This is a genomic window from Pseudoprimorskyibacter insulae (assembly GCF_900302505.1).
GTDB classification, from domain to species: domain Bacteria; phylum Pseudomonadota; class Alphaproteobacteria; order Rhodobacterales; family Rhodobacteraceae; genus Pseudoprimorskyibacter; species Pseudoprimorskyibacter insulae.
Genome location: NZ_OMOJ01000001.1, coordinates 732,391 through 747,746 on the forward strand (window position 1 = coordinate 732,391; position 15,356 = coordinate 747,746).

Annotated in this window: 12 protein-coding genes; 11 read left to right on the forward strand and 1 reads right to left on the reverse strand. The window is 61.3% G+C overall.

Annotated features, from left to right (window positions below; all coding sequences use genetic code 11):
- Positions 1 to 112 precede the first annotated feature (112 nt).
- Positions 113 to 2,053, reverse strand: a complete 1,941-nt coding sequence (locus PRI8871_RS03800; protein WP_146188646.1) for a TRAP transporter large permease — start codon at positions 2,051 to 2,053, stop codon at positions 113 to 115.
- A 200-nt stretch (positions 2,054 to 2,253) separates the two neighbouring features.
- On the opposite strand from PRI8871_RS03800, the gene PRI8871_RS03805 reads away from it, so the two are divergent.
- The 11 genes from PRI8871_RS03805 (at position 2,254) to PRI8871_RS03855 (ending at position 15,341) form a co-directional block, all read left to right on the forward strand.
- Positions 2,254 to 3,291, forward strand: coding sequence for a helix-turn-helix domain-containing protein (locus tag PRI8871_RS03805; protein ID WP_108884840.1), 1,038 nt, complete (start codon positions 2,254 to 2,256; stop codon positions 3,289 to 3,291).
- A 139-nt stretch (positions 3,292 to 3,430) separates the two neighbouring features.
- On the forward strand, positions 3,431 to 3,991 hold the full coding sequence (locus tag PRI8871_RS03810) for a heme oxygenase-like domain-containing protein (protein WP_108884841.1): 561 nt from the start codon (positions 3,431 to 3,433) through the stop codon (positions 3,989 to 3,991).
- Entirely contained in the window at positions 3,988 to 6,582 is a 2,595-nt protein-coding gene (locus PRI8871_RS03815; protein ID WP_108884842.1) for an HWE histidine kinase domain-containing protein, read from the forward strand. The genes PRI8871_RS03810 and PRI8871_RS03815 overlap by 4 nt, the downstream gene beginning before the upstream one ends.
- 72 nt (positions 6,583 to 6,654) lie before the next feature.
- Positions 6,655 to 7,272, forward strand: a complete 618-nt coding sequence (locus PRI8871_RS03820) for a PAS domain-containing protein (protein WP_108884843.1) — start codon at positions 6,655 to 6,657, stop codon at positions 7,270 to 7,272.
- A gap of 127 nt (positions 7,273 to 7,399) precedes the next feature.
- Entirely contained in the window at positions 7,400 to 8,542 is a 1,143-nt protein-coding gene (locus tag PRI8871_RS03825; RefSeq protein WP_108884844.1) for an MHYT domain-containing protein, read from the forward strand.
- 133 nt (positions 8,543 to 8,675) lie between these two features.
- Complete coding sequence (locus PRI8871_RS03830; protein ID WP_108884845.1) at positions 8,676 to 9,530, forward strand: FAD binding domain-containing protein; 855 nt, start codon at positions 8,676 to 8,678, stop codon at positions 9,528 to 9,530.
- 10 nt (positions 9,531 to 9,540) lie between these two features.
- Positions 9,541 to 10,035, forward strand: coding sequence for a (2Fe-2S)-binding protein (locus PRI8871_RS03835; RefSeq protein WP_108884846.1), 495 nt, complete (start codon positions 9,541 to 9,543; stop codon positions 10,033 to 10,035).
- Positions 10,032 to 12,449: an aerobic carbon-monoxide dehydrogenase large subunit gene (locus PRI8871_RS03840; RefSeq protein WP_108884847.1), complete on the forward strand. Its 2,418-nt coding sequence runs from the start codon at positions 10,032 to 10,034 to the stop codon at positions 12,447 to 12,449. Before PRI8871_RS03835 ends, PRI8871_RS03840 begins: the two co-directional genes overlap by 4 nt.
- Before the next feature lie 53 nt (positions 12,450 to 12,502).
- Positions 12,503 to 13,375, forward strand: coding sequence for an AAA family ATPase (locus PRI8871_RS03845; RefSeq protein WP_108884848.1), 873 nt, complete (start codon positions 12,503 to 12,505; stop codon positions 13,373 to 13,375).
- Positions 13,372 to 14,559, forward strand: a complete 1,188-nt coding sequence (locus tag PRI8871_RS03850; RefSeq protein WP_108884849.1) for a vWA domain-containing protein — start codon at positions 13,372 to 13,374, stop codon at positions 14,557 to 14,559. Before PRI8871_RS03845 ends, PRI8871_RS03850 begins: the two co-directional genes overlap by 4 nt.
- Entirely contained in the window at positions 14,556 to 15,341 is a 786-nt protein-coding gene (locus PRI8871_RS03855; protein ID WP_306418435.1) for an XdhC family protein, read from the forward strand. Before PRI8871_RS03850 ends, PRI8871_RS03855 begins: the two co-directional genes overlap by 4 nt.
- The last annotated feature ends 15 nt before the right edge of the window (positions 15,342 to 15,356 follow it).

Consider the following 15,356-nt stretch of genomic DNA (forward strand, 5'->3'; position numbering starts at 1 on the left):
AAAACCAAAGCCTGCGGTTCGCGCCGCGGGCTTTTTCTATGGCGTGTCGTCGTTCGGGAAAGAAAAGGGCCGCAGCAATCGCGCGGCCCTTTGGCATTGTGTATGATTGTCGTCACATCGTAGACGGAAGCCACGTCACGATGGCCGGGAAGGCGATCAAGATAGCGATCTTCACCACCGCCGAGGCAAAGAACGGCCAGCAGCCTTTGTACACGGTGCCGATTGGAATGTTCCGATCCAGTGCCGAAATCACAAAGATATTCAGCCCGAACGGCGGCGAGATCATCCCCGCCTCGACGCACATGATGGTCATGATGCCCCACCAGATCGGATCAAAGCCCAGCGATTCCACCAGCGGCACGAAAATCGGGATGGTGATGATCATCATCGCAAAGGCATCCATCGCGGTGCCAAGCACCAGATAGCACACCACCAGCGCCACCACGACGCCAAGCGGGGGCCAGCCAAAGGAATTGACGAAATCCACGAAGGCCTGCGGCACGCTTGAGATGCCAAAGAAGAAGGTTAGCATGGTGACGCCGAAAATCAGCGAATACATCATCGCCAGTGTGCGCGTGGTGTCGGCCATGGTGTGCCAGAAACTGGACGGGGTGATCTTGCCGCGTGCCAGTGCAATCAGGAAAGCCCCGACAGCGCCCACCGATCCGGCCTCAAGTTCCGTGAAAAAGCCGAAATAGATCCCGCCCAGCACCACGCCCAGCAAGGCCAGAACCGACCAAGCGCCCTTGGCGGCGGCGATCAGTTCCGCAGTCGCGGCGCGCGGGCCGCGTTCGGCATGGTGCGGGAACAGCAACAGCCAGACCATCACCGCCGTCATATACATGCAGGTCGCCAGAACGCCGGGCAGAACGGCGGCGATGAACAACTGGCCGACGCTTTCCTCGGTCAGGATGGCATAGAGGATCAGCGCCGATGAGGGCGGGATCAACTGGCCCAACGTGCCGCCCGCCGCAATTGAGCCTGCGGCCAGTTCGGTCGAGTAGTTCCGTTCGCGCATTTCGCCCAAGGCGATCCGGCCAATCGACATCTGTGTGGCCACCGACGACCCGGTCAGCGTGCCGAACAGGGCGCAAGCGATGATCGAGGCATGGGCCAACCCGCCGCGAATATGCCCGACCAGCGCATAGGCAAGCCGGTAAAGGTCGCTGCCGATCCCCGCGAGCGAGGCAAAGGCCCCCATCAGCAGGAACAGTGGCAGCACGGATAGCGAATCCTGCGTGACAAAGCCGGTGATTTCGGACCCAAGCACCTCAAGCGCCAGACTGGGCGACAAAAGCGCCGCCGTGCCGACGATCCCGGCCAGCCCCATCGCGATGCCAATCGGCACTGACAACAGGATGATGACCCACATACCTGCAAACACGAACAGTGCCAGAAGCAGCGGGTTGGATGGGCGCAGCACCTTGAACGGTTCGGTCGGCAAATAGCCTAGGAACGCCAGCAGGACATAGGCAATCACCACTGCGCTGCCCGCCACGGCCAAAAGCGCCTCGGGTTTGCCCATGCGTTGGGCGGCGATAAAGCTGTCGACCAATTTGCCCAGCATCACCAAGGCCGCAAATCCCAATGCGACCGCCATGCAAAAGATGAAGGGCGCCGTGGCGATATTGGTCATGATCGTGGTTTGGTTGGTGCGGGCCATGTTCGACGCCACATCCCAGACCCGCCACGCGACAGCAGCAAAGAACGCCATGGTGCCCATCGCGGCCAGCACCGCCATGGCCAGCTTGGCGGTGTCTGACGCCGCTTTGTCCAGCACGCGGATGGTCAGAACCGCACCCACATGCAGCCCATATGGCAAACAGCAGGCCGCGCCGATTGCCACCAGATAGGCGTTGATCTCATTCAGCCCATACAGGGATGATCCGAACCCATTGCGCAGGATGATGTCCAGCACATTGGCAAAAGCGATGCCCAGAACGGCGGCCACCGCCACCGATGCGATGCGCCGTGCAACGCCTTCGGTTATCCGATCCAGCCGTCTTTGCCATGTCGGTCCACCGTCGAGATTCGCGCTAATACTGCCTGCCACACCTGGTCTCCTGATCCAAAATTGCCGCGCTTGTCGGCGTTGATGCACATCGTGACCGTCGCGGCCTGCCCGGTCTTGACTGTGAATCGATGACGATTTGTCGCGGAGCGGCAGAACAGCACTTGTGCACCCTAATCCGAGAGTCGGGTCATTGCGTCATTCTGCCGCGACTGGTAGCCTTCTAGACTGGGAGGACGAAAATGGGAACGCAGAGCTTTACGCGGGCAGGGGTCGGCACGACCGCCGTCTGTGCGCACCAATTCGACATGCCAACTTGGGTGGATAGCTGCACTGTGGCGCCTGCCGAACGATTGGCGTTCTGGAAGGATCAGGTCAACCGTCACAACGGGGTTGAGATCGTCTGTAGCACCGATGATTTCGTGGGCCGGATGCACACGCGCGTCATTGGCGAACTGGCCTTGCATGACATCGCCATCAGCACGCCGCACCGCGCCATTCGGCGCCAGCCACAAAAAGACCTGTGCTTTGTCAGCCTGCAACTTGCCCCGACGAACTGCCGGTTCAATGGCCGCCGGGAACATGAATTCACCTCGGGATCAATGCTGATCTATCAGGCGTCCGACGCATATGAGCTTGATTTCACCGGCGAATCCGAGAGTCTGGTGATCGCGGTGCCAAAATCGCTGCTCAGTCACCGGGTGTCGAACCTGCAAACCCATCTGGATGAGGCGCTGCATTACGATCCGGCCAAGGTGTCGATGATTGCCAATCTGATGCGCGGTATTCTTGCCTCGGACCCGAATGCGCCGCAGGCGGTGGAAGATAGCCTTGCCGAAGCGCTGTTGAACCTGCTGGTGGCCACGCTGTTTGACTGCCGGGACGCGGTCAGCTCGCCCGCGACGTTCGGGGCCTATGCGATGCTGCAACGGGTCAGGGCCTATCTGAACGACAATATCGACGATCCCAACCTGAACCCGCTGGGCGTGGCCGAGGCACTGGGGATCACGGTCAGCTATCTGCACAAGATCTTCCTGCAAAGCCAAACGACGCTGATGCAATACGTGCTGGCCGAACGGCTGGAACGGTGCCGCCGCGATCTGGCCAAGCTGGACGGCAAGGATGGCATCAGCCAAGTCGCCTACCGTTGGGGCTTTAATGATGCGTCGCATTTCTCGCGCAGTTTCCGCAAACGGTTCGGCGTCAGCCCGCGCGAATACCGCGCCGAGGTTTTAAACCGCAATGAGCTGCTCTCGGCTTCTGGGGCCGCCCGCGTGTGACGCCAAGTGGCCCGGCCGATTAAGCCGGGCCAAAACTTTTCAAAATATTCGAAAAACCTTGGAACCTTTTGGGCCGCCAAGTGTTTGACCTGATCCAAGGTGGGGGTAACCCGCCATACAGCGAACAGGGGCACGCCAGATGTTGGACAGCAGCGCACCAGTCAAAGATCAGGTGTCATTTCGGACGATCTTGCGCACGAAGACCCGTCACGCGCATGACAAAGCCGAGTTGTCCTTTGCCCGGTTCCGCGCCGATGCAAAGCGCAATCTGGGCTGGTTTCTGGCGTCTCAGCGGGCTGGGCTGGGTGCTTTGCGAGCATCGGGTATTGGGGTGTCGACCGATCTGAGGGCGCGGCTGTTGATCCGGCTGGATGCGGACCTGATCGTACACAATCGTCCGCTGATCCCAGTCAGGGCCGCACAGGAGCTGGATCCTTTGGCGGTTGATTACATCATTTTAGGGTCGCGCCTTGGAACCGAAGTCCTGCGCCGGCAGGTGTTCCAGTCAGGCGATGCCATTCCGCTTTATTTTCAAACCGGGCCTGAGCCGCAGTTGTGGCGGACCCTGTGCGATGATCTGGCCTTGATCGACCCAGGCAGCGCTCGGGCGTCGGCGATCTTGCGCGACACACGCACCGCATTCGATATCTTTGAGCACGCCGCACAGGCCCAAGTCGACCATCCAGGGGACCACATTTGACTGACACGACCAACGATCCTCTTGGCGCAAAACCTGTAGACCTGACCAATTGTGACCGCGAACCGATCCATTTGTTGGGGCGCGTTCAATCCTATGGGGCTTTGCTGGCCTTGTCCTCGGATTGGATTGTGCAACATGCCTCGCGCAATTTGGGGGAAATTCTGGGGGTTCCCTGCGAAGAGGCCCTTGGTCGCCCCCTAAGCGACCTGATCGTGTCAGATGGGTTCGACCGCATCCGCACCAATCTGCGCAGCCTTGAGGTGCAGGACGGGTCCGTCCGGCTGTTCGCGGTGACGTTGCGGTCAAACGGCAAAGAATTCGATGTCTCGCTGCATCAATCAGGTGCGCATCTGGTCATCGAGTTTGAGCCGAAGATGGCGACGCGCGGGCGCGACGTCATGGCCGATGTCTATCCGGTCATCGCATCGATCCGGCGCGATGGCACAATCGAACAATTGGCTGCCGATGCGGCGCGGGGGCTTCAGGCGATCTGTGGATTCGACAGCGTCATGGTCTATCAGTTTCAGCAGGACCATTCGGGCAAAGTCATTGCGGAACAGCGCCTTGACGGTCGCAAGCGCTACAACGGGATGATGTTCCCGGCCTCGGACATCCCGGTGCAGGCGCGGGCCTTGTACAAACGGTCCTTGCTGCGCCTGATTGCAGATGTCAACGATCCCGGCAGCCCGATCCATCCCGGCTCCACGTCGTCGGGCCAGCCGATTGATCTGTCTCTGGCGGTAACGCGATCCGTGTCGCCAATCCATCTGGAATATTTGCGAAACATGGGCGTTCAGGCGTCTATGTCGGTGTCGATCATGCGCGATGGGGAATTGTGGGGCCTGTTCGCATGCCATCACAACACGCCCCGATACATCGATTACGAACGGCGCACCGCCGTCGAGATGTTCGCCCATCTGTTTTCCTACGAACTGTCGCGGCACGAGGACGTAAAACGCAAACGGGCCGAGGCAGACGCGAACCGCATGCAAACGGTGCTAATGGCCCATATGGCCAACGGGCGCGCCCTGTCTGACAGTCTGCTTGCAATCTCGCATGACCTCAAAGACGTGATCCCGCACGACGGGTTGGTGCTTTACGAAAACGAAACCTGCCATTTCGCCGGGGACACCCCCACCGAAGAACAGTTCCGGTCTATTGCGCGTATGCTGGACCGGTCCATCGGGTCATCGGTGTTTGCTACAGATACGCTTGGCGCCTTGCACGAGCCGGCTACCGAATATGCGACAATCGCCGCTGGCCTGATGGCGATCCCGATTTCCAAACGTCCGCGCGATTATCTGGTGCTGTTGCGCCAACAGGTCGAAGACACGGTCCACTGGGCGGGCGATCCGAATAAGCCCGTCACCGTTGGCCCCAATGGTACGCGGCTGACACCGCGCAAAAGCTTTGAGGTCTGGCGCGAAACCGTTTTGGGCCGGGCCCGGCCATGGACGCCCGAAGAACGACACGCCGCGGAATTGCTGCGCACCATTTTGCTTGAGGTCTTCCTGAAGGTCACCGATGCCGCCTATCTGGAGCGCAAGCGCGCGCAGGAACAACAGGCCTTGTTGATATCCGAATTGAACCACCGGGTGCGCAACATTCTGAACCTGATGCGCGGGTTGCTGGCCCAGTCGCGATCCTCGGCCAAAACGCTTGAGGATTTTACCGCCAATCTGGATGGCCGCATACACGCATTGGCGCGGGCGCATGATCAGTTGACATCGGAACAATGGGAACCTGCCTCGCTCAGAGCGCTGATTTCCTGCGAATTTGATGCCTATGCCGACGAAAAATCGCGCCGTGTGACCATCGACGGGCCGGATGTGATGATTGTGCCGGGGGCCTATACCACCTTGGCCCTTGTTCTGCATGAAATGGCGACGAACTCGGTCAAATACGGTGCACTGTGCGATCAGGCGGGCCGCGTGGCCATTACCTTGCGGATGGATGGCAGCGGTGGCTTGCTGATAGACTGGGTCGAACGTGGCGGACCGCCGGTGGCCCCGCCGCAGCGACGTGGGTTCGGATCGGTTATCATCGAAAGCTCGATCCCGCATGAGCTGAAGGGCGATGCCGAGATTTCGTACAAACTGGCCGGGATTGAAGCACATTTCCGCATTCCGCCGCGCGCGATCGACCAAGTGATCGAACACAACGGCGACCAGAAGGGCCCCGCGCCAATTCAGGCAACCGATCCGAAGGCCAAGGATTTCGCGCTCAGGGGGCAGGGCCTGGTGCTGGAGGATACCTTGATTATCGCGATGGACGCGGCTGGCATCCTAGAGGACATGGGCGCGCGCGATGTGCATATCGCGTCCAGTGTGGCATCTGCGATGACCTATCTTGACGGGCATGAAGTTGATTTTGCCGTGTTGGACGTGAACTTGGGCGATGAACAATCCGTGTCCGTCGCCGAGCGATTGCATGCGCAGGGCGTGCCCTTTGTGCTGGCAACCGGATATGGGTCCGCGCCTGATCTTTTGGCGGCCTATCCGCCCTGCGATGTGGTGCAAAAACCGTTTTCGGCCAATTCGCTGCAATCCGCGCTGCGCGAAGCCATCACCAAAGGTCGCGCCAGGCGCTAAAGGAATGCCGCAGATATCCTTTTGCGCCACATGATCGCTTTGTGATAGGCTCTCCTCTGCGAGGGGTTGCCTATGGAATTGATTCTAAACAAGGATAGCGTTAGCGCGCAGTCTATTTCGACAATGTTGGGCTATGTGGCGCAGCGGTCTAACGTATGCGCCAAGGTTCTGAACACAGACGGCGAAGTCGTTGCAATCAATGGGCGCGGTCTGGAATTGTTGGGCGTCGATCGGACCGATGTATGCGGCCAAATGTGGGTGGCGTTCTGGAATGGCGACGCGCGAACCTTAGCCGAAAACGCGGTTGCCAAGGCCTTTTCCGGCACGCCCGCGCATTTCTCGGCTGAATTTAGCGGCACCGCGACTCCGACGACCTGGGAAGTCGAAATCTTTCCGTTGGAATGGGTGGCGGGCGAGGTCGCATCTGTTCTTGTGGTGTCGGCCAATATCACCGCTTTGACCGCGATGGACGATGGGCAGGACAAAGCCCTGAACCTGGATGTTCTTAAAGGTCTGAGCGAAGCCTTGCACGCGATGTCCAACATTGCCAGTGTCAGCGCCTCTAGCGCCCGTTTGCTGCGGCGTAAGTCAGACGACCCGGTGGTTGCTGAAATCGCGGCAAGTCTGGATCATGCCGCGGTCAAGGCGCAGGCGGCGATAACGGATCTGAAACAGGCCTTGTATCGTTAGCGCTTGGGCCGTCCGCCAAAAAAAGGCGGGACAATGGGCCGGTCATCTGTCTATTGTGACGCCAACATGCCGCACCAAACGACGGCATGCGTGATTGTCAGAATAGGGAGGCTGGCATTCGCTCATCATGGAACCTGTTGCATTCACTCATAATCTTTGGCTGGTGGCGGCATCGCTATGCGTGGCGCTTATGGCGGGCTTTACCGGGCTTAGCCTGACCAAAGGGCTGTCGGCGCAATCTGCGGCGCATCGCAAGGTGGTCATCACCTTTGCCGCTGTCGCCTTGGGGGGCGGCATCTGGTCGATGCATTTCGTGGCCATGCTGGGGCTGCAACTGCCGTTTGTGTTCTACTATGACGCCGCGATCACGCTGGCTTCGGCCTTGGTGGCGATCTTGGTGGTCGGGCTGGCCCTGTTGATGCTGCATTTCGGGCGGCGCACCCGGCAAAAGCTGGTTCTGGCCGGGGCCGTTGTGGGTGTGGGCATTATCGCCATGCATTACATCGGCATGTCCGCCCTAGAGATGTGCCGCGCGGTTTACACGCCGCTGGGGATGACCTTGTCGATCCTGTCGTCGGTCGTTCTGAGCGTGGTGGCCTTTGGCATCGCCTATGGCAAACGAAAGCATCGCAACATCCTGCTGGGAACGGCGGTGTTTGGCGGGGCAGTCTTTGCCGTGCATTTCATTGCCGTGGCCGGAACGCGGTTTGAACCGCTGGTGGCCACAACGCAGGTGGGGCCGCTGATCGGCAACGAAGCTCTGGCCATTGGCGTGGTCCTTAGCAGCTTTGCGTTATGCGGGGCCTTCTTGTTGTCCACCACCACCTTCCTGCCCGCCGACCCTGTCGCAGAGGCCAAGCCCGCGCCCCAGCCTGCGCCAGACGCGGCTATGCCAGCGGCGCAACCTGAACCAGACCGCACCCCCGATCCGGTGCCCGGCACTGGCAAAGTGCCGTATGAACATGATGGCCGCACGCATTTTGTGGATGCCGGGTCTGTGGCCGCAATCCGGGCCGAAGGGCACTACACCTATATCTACACCCGCACCGGTCACTTCTTCTGTGCTTGGTCCATCGCCGAGGCAGCAAAGCGCCTTGCCGGGGCCAATTTCATCCAGACGCACCGCAGCTATCTGGTCAATCCGGCCATGGTTTCGGGCTTTGAACGGCTGAAGGATACGGGCGTGTGTTACTTTGGCCTGCCAGACCTGACCAAGGTGCCGGTCAGCCGGTCCCGTCTGAAAGACGTGCGCGAGGTATTGGGCGTCTGAGCCTTCGCAACTCGTGCGGCGCTATTCGCATTTCGTGAAATAACCTTCTGATTTCGGTAGTCTGCCCCTGCCAGATGCGACGCCCCGTTGCACCGTGAGATGCCAGAACATCGCACGGCAGGGAGGGCCAAGTATGATTCCAGCACCATTCGACTATTATAGGCCGTCGGACTTGGACGGGGTGATTGCCCTGCTTCAGGAACACGGCGACGAGGCCCGCGTGCTTGCGGGGGGCCATAGCCTGATCCCGATGATGAAACTTCGGATGGCGGATGTTCCGCATCTGATCGACCTGCAAGGCATCGACAGCCTGCGGGCCATCAACGTGACCGGCACCCGCGTCACTATCGGCGCAATGGTCACTCAGCATGACCTGATCGACAGCGCCGAGCTGTCATCGGCCGCGCCGATCCTTCGGGAAACCGCATTGCAAATCGCTGATCCGCAAGTGCGCTATATGGGCACCGTTGGCGGCAACGTGGCCAATGGCGATCCGGGCAATGACATGCCGGGGCTGATGCAGTGTCTTGATGCGCAACTGCACCTGATCGGGCCAGACGGTGAACGCAGCATTGCAGCGCGTGACTACTATGAGGCGGCCTATATGACCGCCCGCGAAGATGATGAGGTTCTGACCGCCATCAGCTTTGACGCGCAGCCGGGGGGGTACGCCTACGAAAAGCAAAAGCGTAAAATCGGCGACTATGCCACCGCTGCTGCCGCTGTGACGATCCAGAAATCTGGCGGCTCGGTCGCGGCGGCGTCCATCGCGATGACCAACCTCAGCGACACGCCCGTTTGGTCCGAAGCGGCAGGCGCGGCGCTGGTCGGGACGGCTTGCGATGCGGGGGCGATCAAGGCCGCCGTTGCCGCGATGCTGGGCGATATCGACCCGACCGAAGACAACCGCGGCCCGGTCGCGTTCAAGCGCCATGTGGCGGGCGTCATTCTGACACGCGCGATCACCCGCGCCTGGGACCGCGCGTAAGGAGGAACCCATGTCCAACAAAATGCACATCAAGATGACCGTGAACGGCAAGGCTGAAGAGTTTTTGGCCGAACCGCGCGAATTGCTGATCTACACCCTGCGCGAACGGCTGAACGTGACCGGCCCGCATATCGGCTGTGAAACGTCGCATTGCGGGGCTTGCACCGTCACGCTGAACGGCAAATCGGTCAAGGCCTGCACCCTGTTCGTCGCCCAAGCCGACGGGGCCGAACTGACCACCATCGAAGGGCTGGGCACGCCCGATAGCCTGCACGTGTTGCAAGAGGCATTCCGCGAACATCACGGGCTTCAGTGCGGCTATTGCACGCCGGGCATGATCACCCGCGCCTCCAAGCTGTTGGAGGAAAACCCGACCCCGACCGAGGAAGAAGTTCGGTTTGGCATGGCAGGCAATATGTGCCGCTGCACGGGCTATCAGAACATCGTCAAATCCATTCTTGCCGCCGCAGCTGAAATGAATGCTGCCAAGGAGGCCGCACAATGAAAGACCTGAACGAAGAGCAACAGGAACGCGCGGCTGGGCTCAAGGGGCTGGGCTGTTCGCGCAAGCGGGTCGAGGATGCCCGCTTTACCCAAGGCAAGGGCAACTACGTTGACGACATCAAGATGCCGGGCATGCTGCACGGTGATTTCGTCCGCTCGCCCTATGCCCATGCGCGGGTGAAGTCGATCAACACCGATGCCGCAATGGCGCTGGATGGCGTTGTCGCCGTTCTGACCGCCAAGGATCTGGAGCCGCTGTCGCTGCATTGGATGCCGACGCTGGCGGGCGATAAACAGATGGTGCTGGCCGATGGCAAGGTGCTGTTCCAAGGCCAAGAGGTCGCCTTTGTCGTCGCCCGTGACCGGTTTATTGCCGCCGATGCGGTGGAACTGGTCGAGGTCGAGTACGAAGAACTGCCCGTCATCGTAAACCCGTTCGAGGCGCTGCAATCGGATGTGGTTCTGCGCGAAGATCTGGCAGGCCAGACCGAAGGCGCGCATGGTCCGCGCAAGCATCACAACCATATTTTTACGTGGGAAGTTGGCGAAAAGGACGCCACCGAACAGGTTCTGGGCGATGCCGAGGTCGTGGCCGAAGAAACGGTTTACTATCACCGCACCCATCCTTGCCCGCTGGAAACCTGCGGCGCAGTGGCCAGCATGGACAAGGTCAACGGCAAGCTGACCGTTTGGGGCACGTTCCAGGCCCCGCATGTGGTGCGCACCGTTGCCTCGCTTCTGTCGGGGATCGAAGAGCATAATATCCGCGTTGTCAGCCCCGATATCGGTGGCGGCTTTGGCAATAAGGTCGGCGTCTATCCCGGCTATGTCTGCGCAATTGTTGCGTCCATCGTGACCGGCGTTCCGGTCAAATGGATCGAAGACCGGATGGAAAACCTGATGTCTACGGCCTTTGCCCGCGACTACTGGATGACCGGCAAAATCTCGGCCACGAAAGAGGGCAAGATCACCGGCCTGCATTGCCATGTGACCGCCGATCACGGCGCGTTCGATGCCTGTGCCGACCCGACCAAGTTCCCGGCGGGGTTCATGAACATCTGCACGGGGTCTTACGACATTCCGACCGCCTATCTGGCGGTGGACGGGGTCTATACCAACAAGGCGCCGGGTGGCGTGTCCTATCGCTGTTCCTTCCGGGTGACGGAAGCGGCCTATTTCATCGAACGGATGATCGAAGTTCTGGCGATTGAGCTGAACATGGACGCGGCCGAGCTGCGCAGGATCAACTTCATCAAGAAGGAACAATTCCCGTATCAGTCCGCCTTGGGCTGGGAATATGATAGCGGCGACTATCACACCGCTTGGGACAAGGCCCTGAAGGCGGTCGATTACGAAGGCTTGCGCAAAGAACAAGCCGACCGGGTCGAGGCCTTCAAGCGCGGCGAGACCCGCAAGCTGATGGGCGTGGGTCTGTCGTTCTTTACAGAAATCGTGGGCGCGGGCCCGGTCAAGAACTGCGACATCCTTGGGATGGGCATGTTCGACAGCTGCGAAATCCGCATTCACCCCACCGGCAGCGCGATTGCACGGCTTGGCACGATCAGTCAGGGGCAAGGCCATGCCACGACCTTCGCGCAGATCCTTGCCAGTGAGATCGGCATTTCCGCTGATAGCATCACGATTGAGGAAGGCGACACCGACACCGCGCCCTACGGCCTTGGCACCTATGGGTCACGTTCGACCCCGGTGGCGGGGGCGGCAACGGCACTGGCCGGGCGCAAGATCCGCGCCAAGGCCCAGATGATCGCGGCCTACCTGCTGGAAGTCCATGACAACGATCTGGAATGGGACGTGGATCGCTTTGTTGTCAAAGGTGCGCCCGAGCGCTTCAAGACGATGAAGGAAATCGCCTATGCCGCCTACAATCAGGCCATTCCGGGCGTCGAACCGGGGCTTGAGGCGGTCAGCTACTATGACCCGCCAAACATGACATATCCCTTCGGGGCCTATGTCTGTGTGATGGACATCGACGTTGACACCGGCGTGCAGGAGATCCGCAAATTCTATGCGTTGGATGACTGCGGCACCCGTATCAACCCGATGATCATCGAAGGCCAGGTGCATGGCGGTCTGACCGAGGCGCTGGCCGTCGCGCTGGGACAGGAAATTGCCTATGACGATATGGGCAACGTCAAGACCGGCACCTTCATGGACTTCTTCCTGCCGACCGCGTGGGAAGTGCCGAACTACATCACCGACCATACCGTCACCCCGTCGCCGCATCACCCGATTGGCGCCAAGGGCGTGGGCGAAAGCCCGCATGTGGGCGGCGTGCCGTGCTTCTCTAATGCGGTGAACGATGCGTTCCGGGCCTTTGGCCTGCGTCACACGCATATGCCGCATGATCATTGGCGGATCTGGCAGACGGCCAACCGTCTGGGCCTGCACGACTAAGACAAGGCTGGGCCGCCTGAACCAAGGCGGCCCGCACCGGCAAAGGGGGGATCATGGACCATATCGCGCTGCAAACCGCCCTGAAGGGGCATGGCTATGTCGCCTCGGATGATCTGGCGATGGCCATTCATCTGGCGCTGGCGCTCGGCCGTCCGTTGCTGCTCGAAGGGGCGGCAGGGGTTGGCAAGACCGAGGTCGCCCGCGTTCTGGCCCGCCAACAAGACACCCGTTTGATCCGCCTGCAATGCTACGAAGGGTTGGACGCGGCGCAATCCATCTACGAATGGAACTACCAAAAACAGCTTTTGTCGATCCGGGCCGCTGCGGATCGTGGCGCAACCGAAGGGGCCGAGGCCCGCATCTTTTCCGAGGATTTCCTGCTGGAACGCCCGCTGCTTGCCGCGATCCGTCAGGACAAATCGCCGGTTCTGCTGGTGGATGAAATCGACCGCGCCGACGAAGAGTTTGAAGCCTATCTACTTGAAATGTTGTCAGACTATCAGGTGACCGTGCCCGAATTGGGCACCATCACCGCCACCAGCCGCCCGATCGTGATCCTGACGGCCAACGGCACGCGGGATCTGTCGGACGCACTGCGCCGGCGCTGCCTTTATGCCTATGTCGGCTACCCGGACCGCGCGACCGAATTGCAGATCCTGAACGCCCGCTGCCCGCAGGTCTCGGCCGCGCTGGCCGGTCAGATCGTGGGCTTTGTCCAAACCCTGCGCAAAGAGCCGTTGGACAAGGTGCCGGGCATTGCCGAAACCTTGGATTTCGCCGCCGCGCTGATCGGGCTTGGCATCGCCGATCTGACCAGCAACCCGGCCACCTTGCAGGCTGCTATGGCGACGCTGCTGAAAACCGAAAGCGACCGCTTCAATATCACGACAGAGGTGATCCAGCGCATCGCGGGGCAGGCGGCATGACACGCGTCACACGCTTTGCCACCCGCGATCCGGGGCCTGCGGCGCGAATGGCGGGGTTCATGGCACATCTGCGCGGCAATGGTCTGCGTCTGGGTGTGGGTGAGGCAGAATTGGCGTTGCAGGCCCTGACCCATGTTCAGGCGGCCAATCCGGCGCAGGCGCGGTTGGCCCTGCGCGCGGTGCTGACCGGGTGCGCCGAGGATGCCGCAAGGTTTGACGATCTGTTCGACGGATATTGGATGAATGGAGGGCGCGTTGTGACAGGCGCAGCGCCGCGTGTGGGCGCCAATAGCCCGCATGTCCATTCATCCCGCACTGCCCCGGACGGGCAGGCATCGGCGGGCGGTGGTGGGGATGCCGCCGCCCCCGACAACGGCGAAGGCGAGGCCGAGGCCGATGGTGAGGGCCGCTTGATCGCCATCACCCGGCAGTCGCGGGCCAAGCTGGACCTGCGCGATCTGGTCACCCCCGAGGATGTGGCCGAAGCCGAGGCCGTGGCCCGGCGTCTGGGCGCTGCGCTGCGCGACCGCCGGTCCCGCCGCCGCAAGGCCGCCAAGACCAAGGGTGACCGACCGGATTTCCGTCGCATCATGCGCCACAGCCTTGCCACCGGCGGCGAGCCGATGCGCATCTTGAAACGTCGCCGCCCGGACCGGCCTGTGAAGCTGGTCAGCCTGTGTGATGTCTCAGGCTCGATGCGCCTATACGCGCAGGTCTATCTGGCGTTCGTCGCCGGGCTGATGCGGTGCGATCCAACCGCCGATGCCTATCTGTTTCACACCCGATTGGTGCGGATCACCGACGCCCTGCGCGACCGGGATGCGATGCGGGCGATGGGGCGGATGTCGTTGATGGCCGACGGGTTTGGCGGCGGGTCGCGGATTGGTGCTTCGCTTGATCTGTTCGCGCGGACCTATGCGCGGCGCTTTGTCGATGGTCGGACAGTCGTCCTGATCCTGTCCGATGGCTATGACACCGACCCGCACGAGGCAATCGGAGCCGCAATGCAGCGGCTAAAGCGGCGCGGGTGCCGGGTGATCTGGCTTAACCCGTTGAAAGGCTGGCGCGATTACGCCCCGGTGGCGGGCGGCATGGCCGCTGCGCTGCCCCATGTCGATCTGTTTTGCCCTGCAAACACCCTGGCCGATCTGGCCGCACTAGAACCGGAGCTGATGCGCCTATGATGACACTGACACCCAAACGGACGGTCACATCGCTGGCCGAAACGATGCAACAACAGGGCGAGCCCTTCGCCATTGCCACCGTGATCCGAACGCACGGGGCCACGGCGGCCAAGCCCGGCGCCAAGGCGCTGCTGGACCGCGATGGCACCTTGCTTGAGGGCTGGATTGGCGGCGGCTGTGTGCGTGCGGCGCTGGCCCGCGCGGCCAAACAGGCGGTGGCCGATGGTCAGCCGCAGGTCATTTCGCTGGCCCCCGAAGAAACCCTTCGCGACCGACATGTTGCCCCCGGCGATGTGGTGGATGGGGTGCGCTTTGCCCGCAATGGCTGCCCATCCAAAGGATCACTGGAGATTTTCGTGGAACCTGTCCTGCCCATGCCCGAGCTTTGCATCTTTGGCTCTTCGCCGGTGTCGCAGGCGCTGGCGGCGCTGGCCGCACAATTCCAATGGTCGGTGCGTGAAGTCGCGCCCGATGCCGCAGCCCAGATCGTGCCGGGCGTTGACCGCGCGGTGGTCGTGGCAACCCAAGGCAAGGACGATCTGGCCGCGCTTCAGGCAGCGATGGATTTGCCCTGCCGCTACATCGGCTTTGTCGCCAGCCACCGCAAATGGCAGGCGCTGTCGGATCGGCTGCGGGGGGCAGGCGCAAGCGATGACGATCTGGCCCGCGTCAAGGCACCGGCGGGTTTGGCCATTGGTGCCGTCACGCCCGACGAAATTGCCCTGTCGATCCTGGCGGAACTGACGCAGCTGCGCCGCACGGCGCAACGGGCCGCGTCATGAAGCGCTTTTTCGCCC